The organism is Pseudomonas sp. IT-P4 (genome assembly GCF_949767755.1).
GTDB lineage: Bacteria > Pseudomonadota > Gammaproteobacteria > Pseudomonadales > Pseudomonadaceae > Aquipseudomonas > Aquipseudomonas monachiensis.
The window spans coordinates 1-19,562 of sequence record NZ_CATKPX010000016.1 but is presented as its reverse complement, the minus strand read 5'-3'; the positions used below and the strand labels follow the sequence as shown (position 1 = coordinate 19,562).

General features: G+C 59.9%; 14 protein-coding genes. 5 read left to right on the top strand and 9 right to left on the bottom strand.

From position 1 onward, the window contains the following. Positions 1-9: 9 nt before the first annotated feature. Positions 10-1,749, top strand: a complete 1,740-nt coding sequence (locus ACM6IT_RS02455; protein ID WP_056728262.1) for a PTS fructose-like transporter subunit IIB — start codon at positions 10-12, stop codon at positions 1,747-1,749. Positions 1,750-1,836: 87 nt separating this feature from the next. Then, on the top strand, positions 1,837-3,378 hold the full coding sequence (locus ACM6IT_RS02450) for an alkaline phosphatase D family protein (protein ID WP_414917415.1): 1,542 nt from the start codon (positions 1,837-1,839) through the stop codon (positions 3,376-3,378). A 59-nt stretch (positions 3,379-3,437) separates the two neighbouring features. Here ACM6IT_RS02450 and ACM6IT_RS02445 read toward each other — a convergent pair whose 3' ends face one another. Both ACM6IT_RS02445 and ACM6IT_RS02440 read right to left on the bottom strand, forming a co-directional pair. Beyond that, on the bottom strand, positions 3,438-5,966 hold the full coding sequence (locus ACM6IT_RS02445; RefSeq protein ID WP_414917414.1) for a PepSY domain-containing protein: 2,529 nt from the start codon (positions 5,964-5,966) through the stop codon (positions 3,438-3,440). A gap of 169 nt (positions 5,967-6,135) precedes the next feature. Then, complete coding sequence (locus tag ACM6IT_RS02440) at positions 6,136-8,460, bottom strand: TonB-dependent receptor (RefSeq protein ID WP_414913279.1); 2,325 nt, start codon at positions 8,458-8,460, stop codon at positions 6,136-6,138. Between the two features lie 207 nt (positions 8,461-8,667). Between ACM6IT_RS02440 and ACM6IT_RS02435 the strand changes: the two genes are divergently transcribed. Together ACM6IT_RS02435 and ACM6IT_RS02430 are read left to right on the top strand one after the other, a co-directional pair. Further along, entirely contained in the window at positions 8,668-9,348 is a 681-nt protein-coding gene (locus ACM6IT_RS02435; protein ID WP_056728267.1) for a Fe2+-dependent dioxygenase, read from the top strand. A 30-nt stretch (positions 9,349-9,378) separates the two neighbouring features. Beyond that, complete coding sequence (locus tag ACM6IT_RS02430; RefSeq protein ID WP_414913298.1) at positions 9,379-10,116, top strand: tetratricopeptide repeat protein; 738 nt, start codon at positions 9,379-9,381, stop codon at positions 10,114-10,116. A 138-nt stretch (positions 10,117-10,254) separates the two neighbouring features. Here the strand turns inward: ACM6IT_RS02430 and ACM6IT_RS02425 are convergent, their stop codons facing one another. From ACM6IT_RS02425 to ACM6IT_RS02405, 5 genes are all read right to left on the bottom strand, one after another. Further along, the gene (locus tag ACM6IT_RS02425; RefSeq protein ID WP_056728269.1) at positions 10,255-11,418 is read right to left on the bottom strand and encodes a type III PLP-dependent enzyme; all 1,164 of its coding nucleotides are present in this window, start codon (positions 11,416-11,418) and stop codon (positions 10,255-10,257) included. A 605-nt stretch (positions 11,419-12,023) separates the two neighbouring features. Then, positions 12,024-13,181: a betaine/proline/choline family ABC transporter ATP-binding protein gene (locus ACM6IT_RS02420; RefSeq protein WP_056728271.1), complete on the bottom strand. Its 1,158-nt coding sequence runs from the start codon at positions 13,179-13,181 to the stop codon at positions 12,024-12,026. Next, complete coding sequence (locus tag ACM6IT_RS02415) at positions 13,178-13,831, bottom strand: ABC transporter permease (RefSeq protein ID WP_056728273.1); 654 nt, start codon at positions 13,829-13,831, stop codon at positions 13,178-13,180. The genes ACM6IT_RS02420 and ACM6IT_RS02415 overlap by 4 nt, the downstream gene beginning before the upstream one ends. 12 nt (positions 13,832-13,843) lie before the next feature. Then, complete coding sequence (locus ACM6IT_RS02410; RefSeq protein WP_056728278.1) at positions 13,844-14,737, bottom strand: glycine betaine ABC transporter substrate-binding protein; 894 nt, start codon at positions 14,735-14,737, stop codon at positions 13,844-13,846. Positions 14,738-14,757: 20 nt separating this feature from the next. After that, positions 14,758-15,474, bottom strand: coding sequence for an ABC transporter permease (locus tag ACM6IT_RS02405; protein ID WP_056728281.1), 717 nt, complete (start codon positions 15,472-15,474; stop codon positions 14,758-14,760). A 327-nt stretch (positions 15,475-15,801) separates the two neighbouring features. Here ACM6IT_RS02405 and ACM6IT_RS02400 point away from each other — a divergent pair, with 327 nt between their 5' ends. Beyond that, complete coding sequence (locus tag ACM6IT_RS02400) at positions 15,802-17,385, top strand: peptide chain release factor 3 (protein ID WP_056728283.1); 1,584 nt, start codon at positions 15,802-15,804, stop codon at positions 17,383-17,385. A gap of 179 nt (positions 17,386-17,564) precedes the next feature. Here ACM6IT_RS02400 and ACM6IT_RS02395 read toward each other — a convergent pair whose 3' ends face one another. Together ACM6IT_RS02395 and ACM6IT_RS02390 are read right to left on the bottom strand one after the other, a co-directional pair. After that, positions 17,565-18,032: a hypothetical protein gene (locus ACM6IT_RS02395; RefSeq protein WP_414913275.1), complete on the bottom strand. Its 468-nt coding sequence runs from the start codon at positions 18,030-18,032 to the stop codon at positions 17,565-17,567. A 101-nt stretch (positions 18,033-18,133) separates the two neighbouring features. Next, entirely contained in the window at positions 18,134-19,396 is a 1,263-nt protein-coding gene (locus tag ACM6IT_RS02390) for a DUF6396 domain-containing protein (RefSeq protein ID WP_414917413.1), read from the bottom strand. Between the last annotated feature and the right edge of the window lie 166 nt (positions 19,397-19,562).

Genomic DNA, 19,562 nt, shown 5'->3' with positions numbered 1-19,562 from the left:
GGGTTTGTCATGAAGTTAGCCATCGTTACGGCCTGCCCGAACGGCATGGTCACCAGTGTGCTGTGTGCCCGGCTGCTCGATGCCGCGGCCCAGCGCCAAGGCTGGAGCACCAGCGTCGAAGTCACCGATGCCGCGCATCCCGAAAAACAACTGTCGGCGGCCACCCTCGATGCGGCCGAGTGGGTACTGCTGGTGACCAGCGCGCCCGTGGACATGTCGCGGTTTGTCGGTAAGCGGCTGTTCCAGAGCACTCCGGCCCAGGCCCTGCAGGATGTGGAAGCCGTGCTGCAGCGAGGAGCGCAGGAGGCTCAGGTTTACGCCGCTGAAGTGTCCGTCGTCGAACCGGTGGCGGTCGTCGAGAACGCGCCGCGACTGGTGGCCGTCACCGCGTGCCCGACGGGTGTCGCTCACACGTTCATGGCCGCCGAGGCCTTGCAGCAAGCGGCCAAGCGCCTGGGCTATGACCTGCAGGTGGAAACCCAGGGGTCGGTCGGTGCGCGCAATCCGTTGAGCGCGCAAGCCATTGCCGAGGCCGATGTGGTGCTGCTGGCGGCCGATATCGAAGTCGCCACCGAGCGTTTCGCCGGTAAGAAAATCTATCGCTGCGGCACCGGCATTGCTCTCAAGCAAGCTGAAGCGACCTTGAAAAAAGCCCTGGCCGAAGGCCAGCAGGAAAGCGCTTCGAGCACCGCCAAGACAACGGCCAAACAAGAGAAGACGGGCGTCTATAAACACCTTCTGACCGGCGTGTCGTTCATGTTGCCGATGGTGGTGGCCGGCGGCTTGATGATCGCCTTGTCGTTCGTGTTCGGCATCACCGCATTCAAGGAAGAGGGCACGCTGGCGGCGGCGTTGATGCAGATCGGCGGCGACACTGCGTTCAAGCTGATGGTGCCTCTGTTGGCGGGTTATATCGCCTATTCCATTGCCGACCGTCCTGGCCTCGCGCCGGGGATGATCGGCGGTATGCTGGCGAGCACCCTGGGCGCCGGTTTCATCGGCGGGATCATCGCCGGTTTTCTGGCTGGTTATGCGGCCAAGGCGATCAACCGATATGCGCGGTTACCGCAAAGTCTCGAGGCGCTCAAGCCGATCCTGATCATTCCGCTGCTGGCGAGTCTGTTCACCGGTCTGGTGATGATCTACGTGGTCGGCAAGCCGGTGGCCGGGATGCTTGCCGGGCTTACGCATTTCCTCGACAGCATGGGCACCACCAATGCGATTCTGCTCGGTGTGCTGCTGGGCGGCATGATGTGCGTCGACCTCGGCGGGCCGATCAACAAGGCAGCCTATGCGTTCTCGGTGGGCTTGCTGGCGTCGCAGAGCTACGCGCCGATGGCGGCGACCATGGCGGCCGGCATGGTGCCGCCGATCGGTCTGGGCATCGCCACGTTCATTGCCCGGCGCAAGTTCGCCCAGACCGAGCGCGAAGCCGGTAAAGCGGCGCTGGTGCTGGGGCTGTGCTTCATCTCCGAAGGGGCGATTCCGTTTGCGGCCAAAGACCCGCTGCGGGTGATTCCGGCGAGCATCGCCGGCGGTGCGCTGACCGGTGCGTTGTCGATGTACTTCGGCTGCAAACTGATGGCGCCCCACGGTGGGTTGTTCGTGTTGGCGATCCCGAATGCGATCAACCATGCGCTGCTTTATTTGTTGGCGATTGTGGCGGGGAGCCTGTTGACGGCGGTGGTGTATGCGCTGGTGAAACGGCCGGAGACGGTGGAGTTGGCACTGGAGCCGGCCAGGGCCTGACACCATTAACTGTGGTGTTGGCGGGATCTGTGTCATGCCAGGGTCATAGGGCCATGCTTTAGTTTTTCCTTTTTCAGGGAGAACTCCATGAGCGATTTCAACCTCGGGCGCCGTCGTGTCATGCAAGCGGTCGGCGCCGGGCTGTTGTTGCCGGGGCTGGCGCCGGCGGTGATCGCTTCGGTCAAGGATCGGCCGCAACTCACCGACGGCGTGCAGTCCGGCGACCTGCTGGGCGACCGGGCGATCATCTGGAGCCGCTGCGACCGCCCTGCGCGGATGGTGGTGGAGTGGGACACCCGCAGCCTGTTTCCCAACCCTCGGCGATTCGTCTCGCCCCTGGCCGATGCACGCACCGATTTCACAGCCCGGGTCGAACTCACCGGGCTGCCCGCCGATCAGGCGATTTTCTATCGCGTGCAGTTCGAGGACGCCCAGAGCGGCGTTGCCAGCGAACCCTGGTTCGGTCACTTGCGCAGCGTGCCGCAAACCCGCCGTGACATCCGTTTCGTCTGGAGCGGCGACACCGTCGGCCAGGGCTTCGGCATCAACCCGGACATTGGCGGCATGCGCATCTACGAAGCAATGCGCCTGCGCCTGCCGGACTTTTTTATCCACAGCGGCGACACCATTTACGCCGACGGCCCGATCCCGGCGCAGCTCACCACGGAAGACGGCCGGGTATGGCGCAACATCACCACCGAAGCCAAGAGCAAAGTCGCCGAGACCCTCGATGAGTATCGCGGCAATTATCGCTACAACCTGATGGACGAAAACATCCGTCGCTTCAACGCCGAGGTCCCGCAGATCTGGCAGTGGGACGACCACGAAGTGGTGAACAACTGGTCGCCGGGCAAGCAGCTGGATGCGCGTTACCAGGACAAGGATATCCACAGCCTGGTGGGCCGCGCACGCCAGGCCTGGCTCGAATACGCGCCAATGCGCTTGCAGAGCGGCGATGGTGGCGGGCGGATCTATCGCAAGCTCGGTTACGGCCCGCTGCTCGATGTATTTGTACTCGACATGCGCAGTTATCGCGGTGCCAACGATGACAACCTGGGCGCTGAAAAACCCTTCCTCGGGCGTGAGCAACTGGACTGGCTCCAGCGCGAAATGCAGGCGTCGAATGCGCAATGGAAAGTCATCGCCGCCGACATGCCTATTGGCCTGGGCGTACCCGACGGCGAAGTCAGCCCCGGTGTCGCGCGCTGGGAAGCGGTGGCCAACGGTGACCCAGGCCCGGCCCAGGGGCGTGAACTGGAAATCGCTGAATTGCTCGGTTTCCTGCGGGCGCAGCAGGTGCGCAATTTCCTGTTTCTGACTGCGGATGTGCATTACTGCGCGGCCCATCATTACCACCCGGATCGGGCAGCGTTCCAGGATTTCGAACCGTTCTGGGAGTTCGTCGCCGGACCGTTGAATGCCGGTAGCTTCGGGCCTAATCCGCTGGATAAGACCTTCGGCCCCGAAGTGGTGTTCGAAAAGGTGCCGCCCGCGCAGAACGTCTCGCCGTTTGCCGGCTTTCAGTTTTTTGGCGAGGTGAATATCGATGGTCAGAGCGGGGAGTTGAGCGTGGTGTTGCGGGATCTGGACGGGGTGTCGGTTTTTGAGCAGAAGTTGCAGCCGGTTTGATGCACACCCAAGCCACTGTGGGAGCGAGCAGGCTTGCTCCCACAGTGGCTTGGGGGGTGTCAGTACACGTCGCGGCGGTAGCGGCCCTGTTCGATCAGGCGCTCCACTTCGTCGGCGCCCAGCACTTCGTTGAGTACCTGGTCCACGCCCGAAGCCATGCCTTGAAGGCTGCCGCAGATGTAGATCACCGCACCATCCTCCAGCCACGTCTTGAGCTCGGCTGCCGATTCACGCAGACGATCCTGTACGTAAATCTTTTCGGCCTGGTCGCGGGAAAATGCCAGGTCGAGACGCGCCAGGTCACCATTGATCAGCCACTCCTCCAGCTCCTTTCGGCACAGGTAGTCGTGCTCGCGATGGCGCTCGCCAAACAGCAGCCACTGACGTTGCTGACCATCGGCAATCCGGGCCTTGAGCAGGCTGCGCAACCCGGCCAGCCCCGTGCCATTGCCCAGCAGGATCATCGGCACCGGTTGGGCCGGCAGATGGAAACCACTGTTGCGCCGTACGCGCAGGCTGATGGCGCTGCCCACCGGCGCGTGTTCGGTCAGCCAGCCGGAACCGACACCGAGGTTGCCGTCGGCATGCACTTCCTGACGCACGATCAACTCCAGCACGCCATCGGCCGGGATCGACGCAATGGAGTACTCGCGCATGGCCAGCGGCACGAGGGCCTCTGCCAACGCTTGGGCGTGCAGGCCGACCAGGTGGGCGCGGTTCTCCGGCAATTGGCGGCTGGCCAGGGCCTGTTCGAGGGTTTCTTCCAGGCCGTTGAGTCGCACCTTGGTTTCACCGTGGATCCCCATGCCGTCGAGGAAGTGCTCGATGGCCCACGGGCAATTGCGCGGCATCACTTCCACCAGGTCGCCCGCCAGCCAGCTGCTGGTGGAAGGCGGCTTGAGGCCCAACAAGTACACCGGCGAACCGCTGCTGTCCGGGTTGAGCAGTTCACGATGCAGCAGGGTCCAGTTGTCGTAGCTGGGCGCTTGCCAGGTATCAACGGGGGCCTGGCCGGTCAACAGGCCCAGTTGCTGTTGCCAGTGGCGCAAGGCGTAAGGGTCACCGCTATCGACCTCCACCGGGGCGAACAGGGTCTTTGCACCCTGTTCGCCCAACCAGGCATGCAGGCGTTTGGCGAAACCGCAGAAGTGTTGATACTGCCGGTCGCCCAACCCAAGGACGGCATAATTCAGGCGTCCCAGGCTCGGTGCCCGGCCCAGTACCTTGCGCTCGAAACCGCGGGCGCTGTCCGGTGCTTCGCCGTCGCCGAAGGTGCTGACCACGAACAAGGCATTGTTCGATTCATGCAAGTCCTGCTCGCTGACGTCCGCCAACGGCTGCACTTTGACCGGCAAGCCTGCAGCCTGCAATTGCCCGGCGGTCTGCCACGCAAGTTGCTCGGCAAAACCACTTTGGCTGGCGAAGCCGATCAGCCACGCGGGCGCGTCGCTGGCGGTTTGCACCAGGTCTTTGCGTGCATCCTTGATCTTGCGTTTTTTGCGCCGACGATCCAGGTACAGCATCCAGCCGGTGATGAAGAACAGTGGCATGGTCAGTGAGGTGATGGTCAGGAGGATGCGCCCGACGATGCCGAAGTAACTGCCAACGTGCAGCGCATAGATGCTGGTCAGCAACTGCGCCTTGAGGCTCTTGTCACTGTAGCGATCCACCCGTTTGACCACACCGGTGGCCGGGTCGAGGGTGATCTGGTTCAGGGCGCGGTCGTGAGGTGAAGTTTTCAGCAGGAAGAACACGGTCGCCGGTTGACCGGCCACGGGCGGCATGCGCACGTTATAGGAACTGAGTTGCGGGCCGGCCGCGCTGTAGATGCTGCTCCACATCGCCGCGTAATCGGCCGTCGGTGCCGGACCGCTTGGCGCAGGCCCGCGTCCGCCGCGAACGCGTTCGCTCTGCGGTGAGTCGGAGAGCAAGCGGGTCAGTCCCTTGTTGTACCACTCGTAGGACCAGGACAACCCGGTCAGCGCCGCCAGGAGGTAAAACACCAGGCACCAGGTACCGGCCACCGAGTGCAGGTCCCAGTTGAAACTGCGGCCCTTTTTCTTCCAGTCCAGGGTCAGCCAGGCGCGCCAGCTTTTCCACTGGCGAGGCCAGCGCAGGTACAGGCCGGACAGGCAGAAGAACACCAGGATCAGCGTGCACGCGCCGGTGATCTGCCGACCCGTGTCGCCCATGGCGAGGAAGCGGTGCAGTTGCAGCATCAGGCCGAAGAAGCCCTGGCCGGAGGCATCGCCAAGGAGCTCGGCGGTGTACGGGTCGAAGTAGCGCATCTCGCCACGGCGCTCACCCGGCGGCGGGGTGAACCACACTTTGGCGGCGTTGCCGCTGTCGGTTTCCACCGTGAGCATCGAGACTTTTTTGCCCGACGCGGCTTCGATGTGCTCCACCAGTTCGACAGGCGGCAGCACACCGGCGACCTGTTTTTCGACCTGCAATACAGACGGGTTGAGTGTGCTCAGGATTTCATCCTGAAACGACACCGCCGCCCCGGTGATGCCCATAAGGGCCAGGACCAGCCCGGCGCTGATGCCGAAAAACCAGTGCAACTGGAACAGGGTTTTCTTCAACACGTCGCTCGCCTTGTTCGTTCAAGTTGATTCATCACGGCGCGCATTATGCCGTGGGGTTGTCGAGAAGCATTCTTTTTTACGCACAAAAGCCCCGTTCAGTTGAACGGGGCCTGGCCTTTCAAGCGCAGTCCATGTGGGAGCAAGCCCGCTCCCACAGTTTCTACATCTATCAGAAGTGGAAGTTGGTGCTCAGCAAAGCGGTACGACCGGCCGCCTGGTTGGCGAAGTGAGTCGAGAACGCCTTGTCGTAGTAGGTTTCGTCGGTCAGGTTCTGCACGTTCAGTTGCACGTCGACGTTCTTGGTCAGCTTGTAGGCCGCCATCGCGTCGTAACGAACGTAGGAATCGACCATGGTGGTGTTGGCGGCACTGCCGAACACGTCATCGACATAGAACGCACCGCCACCGATGGTCAGCCTTGGCGTGACCTGATAGGTCGTCCACAGGCTGGCGCTGTTTTTCGGCGTGTTAGGCAGTTCGTTGCCATCGTTGGCTTTGTTTGCCGGCATGTCGCCGCCATCGACTTGTTCACTGTCCATGTAGGCATAACCGGCGAAGACCTGCCATTTGTCGGTGAGCTTGCCGGTGGCCGACAGTTCGACACCTTGAACGCGGGTTTTGCCGACGTTTTCGTACGTCGTGGTGTTGGTCTGCACACGAGCGTTTTCTTTCTCGGTGCGGAAGATGTCGGCGGTCAGGGACAGACGATCATTCAGCAGGTCCCACTTGGTGCCGATCTCGTAGTTCTTGGTGGTTTCCGGCTCCATGTCGCTTTTCAGCAGGTTACCGTTGCGATCCGGCGTGCCGCCCAGCGGGTTGCCTTCCGAACCTTCGCCCAGGGTGTTGCCCGGTGGCGTGGCAGATGTCGCGTAGGACGCATAGATGCTGCCGTTTTCGGCTGGTTTGTACACCACGCCGAACTGACCGGTAACGAATTCGCTGGTGTCATCGCCTTTGGACGTGGTCACGCTGGAACCGTTGAAGGTTTTGTAGTCGGTGTCGAAATGGTCGTAGCGCAGCCCCATGTTCACCAGCCACTGTTCGGACAACGTCAGTGTATCGAACACATACAGTGCGTAGGTGTTGGCCTTGGTTTCGGTGCCCGCATAGTTGCGCGAGATGGCGCCGCTCCACGGATCATTCGGGGTCGGGTTGGACAGCGAGGTACAGTTGTAACCGCTTGGCGCGCCGATCATTGCCGGCGAGCAGTTGGTGGTTACCGCTGCTGTTCCCGGGGTGGTGTCCGTGTTGACGTTGTACGAGGATTTTTCACTTTCCTCATGGGTGTATTCGACACCGGTGGAGAAGCTGTTCTTGAATCCGGCGATGTAGACATCACCAAACAGGTCGGTCTGGTTGGTGGTGGTCTCGGTGTTGCTCACGCGGGTGTTCGCCCGACGCCAGACACTGCCGTTGTTGACGTTGCCTTTACTGTCGTCCGGCTGGGTCAGGATGTAGTCCTGCATGCTGGAGCCGTGACGCAGGGTGTTCTTGATGGTCAGCGAGTCGCTCAGGTCGTGCTCGATGGCGAAGGTCGCCGTGTCGGTGCGGGTCTTGCGGAAGTCGCGATCGGTCAGGCCATAGAAATTGCTGCTGTCGCCGCCGTCATTCGGCTTGTCCGGGTTGGATTTGGTACGGGCGGCCGAGCCTCCGGTCGGGATGCTGTACGGAATACCCGAGTCCGGCAGGTCGTTGCTTTCGAGGTGGTAGTAGTCGAGGTTGACGCGGGTGTCGGTGCCCAGGCCGAAGGCCAGGGACGGTGCAACACCCCAACGGTCGTAGTTGACGCTGTCACGTCCGGCGACGTTGCTCTCGTGGCTCAGCAGGTTCAGACGGCCGGCGGCGGTATCGGTGAACTGGTAGTTGCCGTCAAAGGTGTAGCGCTGGGTCTGGTCGGAACCCCAGGTGAAACCACCGTCGAGCGAGTCGCCCAGGTGAGCTTTCTTGCTGACCAGGTTGATGCTGCCGCCCGCAGCGCCACGGCCGCCGATGGCGGAGTTCGGGCCCTTGCTGACTTCGATCGATTCAACGGCGAAGATTTCGCGGCTCTGGGAACCGGTGTCGCGCACGCCGTCCAGGTAAGTGTCGCCCTGGGCGTCGAAGCCGCGGATGAACGGACGATCACCCTGGGGGTTGCCACCTTCACCGGCACCGAAAGTGATGCCAGGAACGGTGCGTAGCGCGTCCTGCATATTGAGGGCGCCGGTGTCTTTGAGAACCTGTTGCGGAATGACGGTTACCGAGCGCGGCGTGTCGATCAGCGGCGCGGTGTACTTGGGCGAGGAGGCTTTCTCTACGTTGTAGGTTGTCTCGTCCTGGGCTTCGCCGGTGATGGCGGTGGCGCCCAGCGAAATCACTTTGTCAGGGGCTTTTTCGTCGGTTTTTTCCGCCGCGAAAACCATGTGGCCCGCAGACCCGGCAGTTATCGCCATGCCGATGGCCGATGCGAGCAGACGTGGTGAACTGACCGGTACTTGTGGTTGTTGACGCGACATTTGAATTCCCCTCCCCAAGGATTTGAGGCCGCGGAATATAGTGTAAATAAGTATTTGTAACAATTGCGAAATATTGCTATTCGCACTGAATTTACAATCTTTACAATTTAACCTTACGGTTTCTGCTGACTCATTCGTCAGATGTGTTTTACACAGGCAATAAGAATCAATACCATTGGCATTCCTTTGGTTTCAGGTGCCTTTGTCATGCTGCTGCACATTCCCGGCCTGTTTGAAAAAGACGAGGTGCAGCGCATTCGCGAGGCTCTGGAGCAGGCCGATTGGGCTGATGGCAAGATCACCGCCGGCTACCAGTCGGCCAAGGCCAAGCACAATTTGCAGCTGCCCGAAGGGCATCCGCTGGCCAAGGAGATCGGCGCGGCGATGCTGGAGCGGCTGTGGAAAAATCCGCTGTTCATGTCAGCAGCCTTGCCGCACAAAGTCTTTCCACCGTTGCTGAACTGTTACACCGCCGGTGGCAGTTTCGACTTCCATATCGACAACGCGGTGCGTCAGCCCAAGGGCGGCATCGAGCGGGTGCGCACGGATTTGTCCGCCACGCTGTTCTTCAGCGAGCCGCAGGATTACGACGGCGGCGAGCTGGAGATCCAGGACACCTTTGGCACTCAACGGGTGAAGCTGCCTGCCGGCGACATGGTGCTTTACCCGGGCACCAGCCTGCACAAGGTCAATGCGGTGACACGCGGAACGCGACTCGCCTCGTTTTTCTGGACGCAAAGCCTGGTGCGTGAAGACAGCCAGCGCGCCCTGTTGTTCGAGATGGACGGGGCCATCCAGCAACTGACCCGCGATGTGCCCGATCATCCATCGCTGATCCGCCTCACCGGTACCTATCACAACCTGTTGCGGCGCTGGGTCGAGGTGTAAGTGGCGGATTTCCGTTTACGCCGCGAGGAAATGCTCGACGGTGAGCGCCTGCGCGCGATGCTCGACGAAAGTCCGGCCCGGGCGGCCCAGGCGATTCTGATCGCGGCCCGCGAAGACGTCCTCGATGCGCAGGCGTTGCTCGGGCAGATTTTGCTGGACGGGCAGGGCATTGCTCAGGATCGGCCGCTGGCACTGCGTTGGTTCGATATCGCCGCGCGACGCGGGCATGTGATGGCGCGCAACATGCTCGGCCGTTGTCATGAGCATGGTTGGGGCTGTGCTGCCGATACATCGCTAGCGGCCAGGCATTACCGACTTGCCGCCAGTGCAGGGCTGGATTGGGCGATGTACAACTACGCCAATCTGCTGGCGACCGGTCGCGGGGTGGTTGAGGACCAGTTTCAAGCACTGAGTCTCTATCGCCGTGCGGCTGAGTTGGGCCATGCAAAATCGATGAATCTGTTGGGACGGTATCTGGAAGAAGGGCGGGTTTGTCCCGCGGATCCGGCTGCGGCTCGTAACTGGTATCGACGTTCGGCCGAGGGTGGGGATTTTCGCGGGCAGTTCAGCTTTGCAGCGGTCTTGACCGACGAAGGGAATATCGAGGATGCGTTGCTCTGGCTGCACAAGGCGCTGGCCGGGGGGAATCTGAATTTTCTGCGGGTGGCGAGTCAGGCGCTGATGGGCGCGACCGATCCGAGGATTCAGGCACTGGCCGACGATTACGCTCGCCGCTGCGCCGATCTGCAGCGAACTCAATCCATGTAGGAGCTGCCGAAGGCTGCGATCTTTTGATCTTGCTTCTAAAGGTCAAAAGATCGCAGCCTTCGGCAGCTCCTACCGAGGCGAATTTCAGGCACAAAAAAGCCCATGACATGTCATGGGCTTTTGTTTTCTACGCAGTATTTACACGTAGAACGACTTCAGCGGCGGGAAGCCGTTGAATTCAACAGCGCTGTAGCTGGTGGTGTACGCACCGGTCGACAGCCAGTACAGGCGATCACCGATGGCCAGGTTCAGCGGCAGGCCGTACTTGTAGTTTTCGTACATGATGTCGGCGCTGTCGCAGGTAGGACCGGCGATGACCACTTCTTCCATCTCGCCTTTCTTCTCGGTCCAGATCGGGAACTTGATGGCTTCGTCCATGGTTTCGATCAGGCCGGAGAATTTGCCCACATCCGTGTACACCCAACGCTCGACGGCGGTACGGGATTTACGCGCAACCAGCACCACTTCACTGACCAGGATGCCGGCGTTGGCGATCAGCGAACGGCCTGGTTCCAGGATGATTTCCGGCAAGTCATCACCGAAGTCTTCCTTCAGGAAACGGATGATTTCCTCGGCGTAGGTTTCCAGGCTGTTGGTGCGGGTGATGTAGTTGGCCGGGAAGCCGCCGCCCATGTTGATCAGCTTCAGATGGATGCCGTCTTCTTCTTTCAGGCGCTCGAAGATCACTTTGACCTTGGCGATCGCGGCGTCCCAGACGCTGATGTCGCGCTGTTGCGAGCCAACGTGGAACGAGATGCCGTAAGGCACCAGGCCCAGGTCGCGAGCGAGGATCAGCAGGTCCATGGCCATGTCGGTCTGGCAGCCGAATTTGCGCGACAGTGGCCAGTCGGCGGTGGTCGAGCCTTCGGTCAGGATGCGTACGTAGACTTTCGAGCCCGGAGCGGCCTTGGCGATGTTGCGCAGGTCGGCTTCGGAGTCGGTGGCGAACAGGCGCACGCCCTTCTCGTAGAAGTAGCGGATGTCCTTGGACTTCTTGATGGTGTTGCCGTAGCTGATCTGGTCGGCGCTGACGCCGCGCCCCAGCACTTTGTCCAGCTCATAGATAGAGGCGATGTCGAAGCTCGAACCTTTCTCTTTGAGCAGGTCGATGATTTCCACGGCCGGGTTGGCCTTGACCGCGTAGTAGACCTTGGCGAATTCGAAACCGGCGCGCAGGTCGTCATAGGCCTGGCTGATCATCGCGGTGTCGATCACCACGAATGGGGTTTCCTGTTTGTCGGCGAACGCCTTCATTTTCTGAAAGGTTTCACGCGCGAAATAGTCTTCGACCTGGATCGACATACCTGGGAGCTCCTAAAGGCAAACGTTGTTAATCAATGGGTGCAAATGAACGTCCTCCGTATCCCCACTTTGGTTCGCCTACTTCCCAAGGCATGTCGCCGAAAGCAAAAAGGCCATGGGAAGTGCAGCTTTCCCTTGGCCTTGCTGTCTCGTCGTCAGTACTTGAGCCGGATGGATCGTTTCCAGCATGGACGTTCGGCGCGAACTTTAGGGCGTGAGGGGCTTGAGATCAACAAAAAATGTCGCGTTTTTGCACTCTTCTGACGCGCGTTGCGGGCATCACTCTTTGTAACCGACCCGGATGACAGTCGGATGTTCCCGAGGAATTATGAAGTGTTAAGAATACCTGCACGTTCGACGCTTTTGTGCGCTAAGTCGCTAGTGAATACGATAGCGTCAACATCGGCGACGTTGGCTGCGAAAAGGTGAGTTGAGAGGGGATTTGACCATTCCGGAGCGTGTTTCCGGACTGATTTTGCAGACGCTACTGTTGATATTTTTTTCCGGCCTGCGAATCACTGGAAAATTGCATGGAACCTGTGGGAGCGAGCTTGGTCCGGGCTCGCTCCCACAGGGTTTGTATTTTTACCGGGTAATGTGAGCTGTCAGGCGACCACTGCCTCGGCAGGCGACACGATGTTGGTCTTCATTCCTCGCGAACGACCTGAGCTCAAGTAAGCTGCAATCGACTCCTGCGTCACCTCACCCAAAAACACCCGCTCGGCATCCATCACCGGCAACCACGCTCGATTGAACTCGTACATGCGCGACAGCAGGATGCGCAAATGTTCGTCGTACGCCGCCGTGGCATTGAACTCGCGTTGGTACTGCGCGCAGGTGCCGGTCTGACGGTGCAGATCGCGACGTCGTACGTAACCCAGGGCTTTATTCTCGGCACAAGTGACCACCACATAGCGTCGGTCATGCTCGTCCATCAACTCCAGCGCTTCAGCCACCGGGGTTTGCGGGCTGACGGATGGGGCGTTGTCCGCCGCGTCTTCGGCTTTCACCAACAGCAGACGCTTGAGCGTGCTGTCCTGTCCGACGAAGTTGCTGACAAACTCATCCGCCGGATGCGCGAGCAGAGTGTCCGGGTGATCGATCTGCAGCAGCTTGCCGGCGCGGAAGATCGCAATCTTGTCGCCGAGCTTGATAGCCTCGTCGATGTCGTGGCTGACCATGATCACGGTCTTGTTCAGCGCCCGCTGCATTTCGAAAAATTCGTTCTGGATCATCTCGCGGTTGATCGGGTCGACCGCACCGAAGGGTTCGTCCATCAGCAACAGCGGCGCATCGGCGGCCAGTGCGCGAATCACGCCGATCCGCTGTTGCTGCCCACCGGACAATTCCCGTGGGTAACGATGCAGATACTGCTTGGGTTCGAGCTTGATCATGCTCATCAGTTCGCGGGCGCGGTCGTGGCATTTCTGTTTATCCCAGCCGAGCAGCTTCGGCACCACCACAATGTTCTCCTCGATGGTCATGTTCGGGAACAGACCGATCTGCTGGATCACGTAGCCGATGTTGCGGCGCAGGGTCACTTCGTCGAGGCCGGTGGTGTCTTCGCCGTTGATCAGGATCTTGCCCGAGGTCGGATTGATCAGGCGGTTGATCATTTTCAGCGTGGTGCTTTTACCGCAACCCGATGGCCCGAGAAACACGCAGATTTCGCCTTCATTGACGGTCAGGCTTACCGAGTCCACGGCTTTCACATCTTTGCCGTTGCTTTGGAAGGTCTTGCTGAGGTTTTGAAGTTCGATCATTTCAGGAGTCCTTTTGGAGTCAGCGAACGTTGCAGCCATTGCAAAAGCAGGTCGGCGAAGATGGCCAGCACACTGACCAGAACAGCGCCGACAATCAGCATCGACATATCGCTGCGGCTGATGGAAGCGAGGATGAGTACGCCCAGGCCGCCGGCGCCAATGGTGGCGGCGATGGTCATGACGCCGATGTTCATCACCACGGCCGTGCGCACTCCGGCGAGGATCACCGGCACGGCGATGGGCAGTTCGACCATGCGCAGGCGCTGGCCGAAGGTCATGCCGATGCCGCGGGCGGCTTCGCGGATGCCCGGTTCGACGCTGGTCAGGGCCAGGTAGGTGTTACGCATGATCGGCAGCAGCGAGTACAGGAACACCGCGGTAATCGCCGGCATCGGCCCCAGGCCCTGGCCGAACTTTGAGTAGAACGGCAGCAGCAGGCCGAACAGGGCAATCGACGGCACGGTCAGCAGCACCGTGGCGCTGGCTTGCAAGGGGCCGGCGAGACTCGGGAAGCGCGTCATCAAAATGCCCAATGGCACGCCGACCAGAATCGCCAGGGTCACGGCAATGCCGACCAGGGTGATGTGTTGCCACGTCAGGTGTAAGACCAATGGCCAGTCGAGATGGGAAAAGGCGTTCAGGAATTCCATGACTTTTCCTCCTTAATTGATCGGGTGTTGGCGCAGGAAATCGGCGGCGACGGCTGAAGGACTTTGGTGCTCGACATCGACCCGGGCGTTGAGTTCGCGCATGGTGTTGTCGTCGAACAGTTCAGCCAGCGGCTTGAGCTGAGCGGCTAATTGCGGATGCGCATCGAGGTAGGCCTGACGCACCACCGGTGCGGCGGTGTAGTCGGGGAAGTAGTGCTTGTCGTCTTCCAGCAGTTTCAGCTTGAAGGCGTTGAGGCGACCGTCGGTGGTGTAGACCAGGCCGGCAAACACCTGGCCGTTACGCAGCGCGGTGTAGACCAGGCCGGCGTCCATCTGCCGGATGTTCTTGCGGGTCAGGTTCATGTCGTAGAGCTTGACCATGCCATCCAGACCGTCCGAACGGTTGGCGAACTCGGTATCCAGCGCCACCAGATTGTTGGTCCCGGCTTCCTTGCGCAGCACCGTGTTCAGCTCACTGATGGTGTTGATCCGTGGGTATTGGTCGGCGACGTTCTTCGGCAGGGCGAGGGCGTAGGTGTTGCTGAATTTCGACGGGGTGAGCCAGACCAGGCCTTTTTTCGCGTCGAGTTCTTTTACTCGTGCGTAGGACTGTTCGCTGTCGAGTTTTTCAGTGACATGGTTGTAGGCCACCAGCGACACGCCGGTGTATTCCCAGAGCATGTCCAGCTGGCCGCTTTCGTGGGCGCTGCGGGCCAGATTGCTGCCCAGGCCGCCGGTCACTTGCACTTCGTAACCCTTGGTGCGCAGGTACTGCGAAGTGATTTCCGCCAGCAGGGTTTGTTCGGTGAACACCCGGGCGCCGATGCGGATCAAGGGTTTATCGGCGGCTTGGGCAAATCCTGCGAACAGCAGGACGCAGCCTAGTAAAAAGCTTGATGTTTTCATGACGATTCCTTTGCCGGGGCTTAAGACGGGCGCAAGCCGCGTTCGAGCCAGAGGCGGCTGGCGAGTGTCACCAGGCCGTCGAGCAACAAGGCCAACAAGGCGGTGCAGGCCGCGCCGAGCAGTAATTGCGGCTGATTGTTCAGGGCAATCCCGGGGAAGATCAGGCTGCCGAGACTGTTGGCGCCGATCAGGAACGCCAGCGGCGCGGTCCCCACGTTGATCGCCAACGCCACGCGAACACCACCGATGATGATCGGCACCGCGTTGGGCAATTCGACTTTCCACAGCACCTGGCGCGGGGTCATGCCGATGCCGACGGCGGCTTCCTTGAGCGACCCCTGAACGTTTTTCAGGCCTTCATAGGTGTTGCGTACGATGGGCAGTAGTGAGGCGAGGAACAGGGCGAAGATGGCCGGACCGCTGCCGATGCCGAGGATGCCCAGGGCGATGGCCAGGACGGCGAGGGGCGGAACGGTGTTGCCGATGTTGAAGAACTGCATGAAGCGTTCGGCGCGGCCGACCATGGACGGGCGGCTGAGGAGGATGCCGGCAGGAATGCCCACGACAAGGGCGGCCAGCATGGAAGCGAGGACGAGAACCAGATGAGCTTGCAGATAAAACAACAAATCGTCGCGGTAAAGTTCGATCGTGTTGATGCCGATCCATTGGATCAGCAGGGCCAGAAGGGCGATTACCAGCGCGCCTCCTATCAGCCCTTTGCCATAGTGGATAGCCACAGGCGGACTCCTTTTTTCAGTCGGCAAACACTCTTTCGTGTGGCAACGCCATTCCTGGCTGCCGAAAAAATGATCGCGATAAGCAGCTCGAACAGGCCGGCAAAGCGGCATGCATCGAGCCATGAGCACAGCCTCGTCAGGCCGATTTGCAGGTGTTTCAGGCCCCCGACGAGTGGTCGTAACGGGGGAGTGGACGTCTCCGGGCTTTAAAAGGTTCCCATCTGCGGGAGCATTTGGCCACCCCTAATGTGCTCAACGGTTCGGTTCTTGGATCAACTTGGGCTATAATCTGCGCCCTTTTTTGAATCACCTGCCAGGCGATTTCCCATGACCAAACAGGCCGCCGAAGTCGCGAAACGCCGCACTTTCGCCATTATTTCCCACCCCGATGCCGGTAAGACCACCATCACCGAGAAGCTCTTGCTGATGGGCAAGGCGATTGCGGTAGCCGGTACGGTGAAATCTCGTAAATCCGATCGCCATGCCACCTCCGACTGGATGGAAATGGAAAAGCAGCGTGGTATTTCCATTACCACGTCGGTCATGCAGTTCCCGTATCGCGAACACATGATCAACCTGCTCGACACCCCGGGCCACGAAGACTTCTCCGAAGATACCTACCGCACCCTGACCGCGGTGGACTCGGCGTTGATGGTTCTCGATGGCGGTAAAGGTGTAGAGCCACGGACCATCGCCCTGATGGACGTCTGCCGTCTGCGTGACACGCCGATTGTCAGCTTCATCAACAAACTCGACCGTGACATCCGCGACCCGATCGAACTGCTCGACGAAATCGAAGCGGTCCTGAAGATCAAGGCGGCGCCGATCACCTGGCCGATTGGTTGCTACCGCGACTTCAAGGGCGTGTATCACCTCGCCGATGACTACATCATCGTGTACACCGCCGGTCACGGCCACGAACGCACCGAAACCAAGATCATCGAGAAGCTCGACTCCGATGAAGCCCGCGCCCACCTGGGTGACGAGTACGAGCGTTTCATCGAGCAGCTGGAACTGGTGCAGGGCGCCTGCCACGAGTTCAACCAGCAGGAGTTCCTCGACGGTCAGCTGACCCCGGTGTTCTTCGGTACGGCACTTGGCAACTTCGGTGTCGACCACGTCCTCGACGCCGTCGTCGATTGGGCGCCGCGCCCGCTGGCACGCGTGGCCAACGAGCGTACCGTGGAGCCGGTGGAAGAGAAGTTCTCGGGCTTCATCTTCAAGATCCAGGCGAACATGGACCCGAAGCACCGCGACCGTATCGCCTTCATGCGTATCTGCTCCGGCAAGTACGAAAAAGGCATGAAGATGCGCCATGTGCGCACCGGCAAGGACGTGCGGATCGGCGACGCGCTGACCTTCTTCTCCTCCGAGCGTGAGCAACTGGAAGAAGCCTTTGCCGGCGACATCATCGGCCTGCACAACCACGGCACCATCCAGATCGGCGACACCTTCAGCGAAGGCGAAGCCCTGGGTTTCACCGGTATCCCGCACTTCGCCCCGGAACTGTTCCGCCGCGTGCGTTTGAAAGATCCGCTGAAATCCAAGCAACTGCGCCAGGGCCTGCAACAGCTGGCCGAAGAAGGCGCGACCCAGGTGTTCTTCCCGGAACGCAGCAACGACATCATCCTCGGCGCCGTCGGTGTGCTGCAGTTCGATGTGGTCGCCAGTCGTTTGAAAGAGGAATACAAGGTCGAGTGCTCCTACGAGCCGATCACGGTTTACTCGGCACGCTGGATCGAATGCAGCGACAAGAAGAAGCTTGAGGAATTCTCCAACAAGGCTGTGGAAAACCTGGCACTGGACGGCGGTGGTCACCTGACCTACCTCGCACCGACGCGGGTCAACCTGGCCCTGATGGAAGAGCGCTGGCCGGACGTGAAATTCCGTGCGACGCGTGAGCATCACTAAGCGCTGAGTTGAAATACCCAAAACCCCGTTTGTGAAAGCAGCGGGGTTTTTTGTTACCTGACGCAATCCCCTGTAGGAGCGAGCCTGCTCGCGAAGAATTCAGACCCGCCGTGTTTATTCAGGCAGCACGCGTCATCATTGATGACCATCGTCGGAACGCAGCCTGTCGCGGGCTAGAATCAATGCACTTGACCGCTGGCCGAATCACCTTGGCGGACCAGAATCTCATTGTCCTTGCTGATGGATTGCTTGATATTGTGACCGATGAGGCCTATCACCTGACCCTCCTGTGAATACGTCACCTCGACATACCCCCCGCCAACATACTCCACGCGATAAATACGCAACTGATCGACGGTTCGCATCGCGAAGGATTCAATCTCGAATAGATCCTCGACCCCAATTGATTTGGGGATCATATTCTCGATCGTGATATTTCCCGCGTCATGCAGGAACACTATTGCCCCGTCCGGGCGAGTGACTTTCACGCCGCCCTCTACCTTTTCCACCACATCGCCAGAAACCTGGGCGCCAACGAAGTTACCTTCGCGGTCTACCTGAACATTGCCCTCGCCTGCAGCCGTTTCAGCTCCTTGTGGGACTGTCTCAAACTCTACGTTTATTTTGCCTGCTTTAAGTTTGGTCATTGTGCTGCTCCTTGCAGTTGCCGGAATTGGCGGTGTTTTAGATTTCTGCCTTGCTGGCGCAACAAGCGGCCAGCGCGCAGCCAAAAACAGATCAGGAAATCTCAGGACTCACCGAACAGACTCCATCTAATGTTTTCTTCGCCGACGGTGACCCGGTCGGCGAGCAGGAAGCGGCTATGGCGGCGCTGGACATTCAGGGTCGGCATAATTTCGCCTTTTTCGAAGCGTTGGATCTTGTCGACGATGCCTTCGGCTTTCCAATAGCCACTCTGCGGGCAGGCCTGGCCGCTGTTGCAGGTCAGCCTGGGGTAAGGCTCCCGGATGAAATCGGAAGAGTCCGGCAGCGGTCGGCCGGAGGCGGGGTCGAGGAGTTTGGCCTTGGCCAGTTGGTTGATCAGTGCTTCGCTGGGCTTTTCTGGCGGGACGTTGGCCCGGCGGGCTTCGAGCCATTGGAGTTTGCCGTCCCAGGCGGGTAACGGGGCGGGCGGCAGCGGGAGGATCTCGTTGATCTCGGGGACCTTGGGATTGGCGTAGGAGTAGCCCGAGAGGATTTTCCAGATTTTTTTGTAGCGATCGGCGCGTTCGAGGTCTTCCTGTTGGCCCAGGTAATCAAGCTCATTGGTTGGTTCCGGGCCGCGAAATCCATCATTTAACCAGGCAGCAGCGCTTTCATTACCTGCGGCTACGCCCATCTGGAATATTTCGAGTGCCTCCTTGTATTGCCCCTTGTTTTTAAGATGAATACCCAGATCGACAGCAGCCTCACCATCTCCCTGTTCTGCTGCGCAACGGCGCAACTGCCGCGCAACGTCCGGGGCAATGTTGATCGGCGCCAACTTGTCAGCGACATAGGCTTGAGCTAGCGCATTACCTTCATCGGCGGCTTTGCGGTAGTAACGCAACGCCATTTCGTGATCTTTCAGTAGTCCCGCCGAACCGTTCTGCAGGAAAATGCCGACAAAGTAATATCCCGTTGCCACTCCCGCGTTGATCAGTTGCTCACTCATGCGCAAATGCTCTTCGCCACGGAGTTTGAAAGTACCGCGCATCGCACCGTTCTGCAGGTTGATATTGGCCTTGTAATGTCCGTTCTCACTGGCGATGCGATACAGGCGCTCGATTTGCACATCGACGGCTTCGTCTTGCTTGAGCTGGTTGTTCTTTTGCAACCAGCGCGCGTATTGGAACAGCACATCGGTCTCGGCAGAGGGCGCGGGAATCTGCTCGTGCACACAGGTAAAGGCCATATTGGCCTTGGCTTCAGTTAAAGGGTTCAAGGGCGTTTCCTTGGTCGAAGTAAAAGTAGGGTTGCTGGTATCGCACGCAACCAGCAGCAGGCATGACAGCGACAAGATCCGGCGCATCAGTCGAGGTCCGAAAGTTTGGATTCACCGAAATAGAACTCGACGAGGGGGGCGTAAGGAACAAGCTCGTCTGTCTGACGGCTTTTGTTTTCCTTAATAATCTTCTGCCAAGCCATAAACGCTTGTTCCGGATCGTCCTGTGCCCCTCTTTTGTCCGTATGCATCT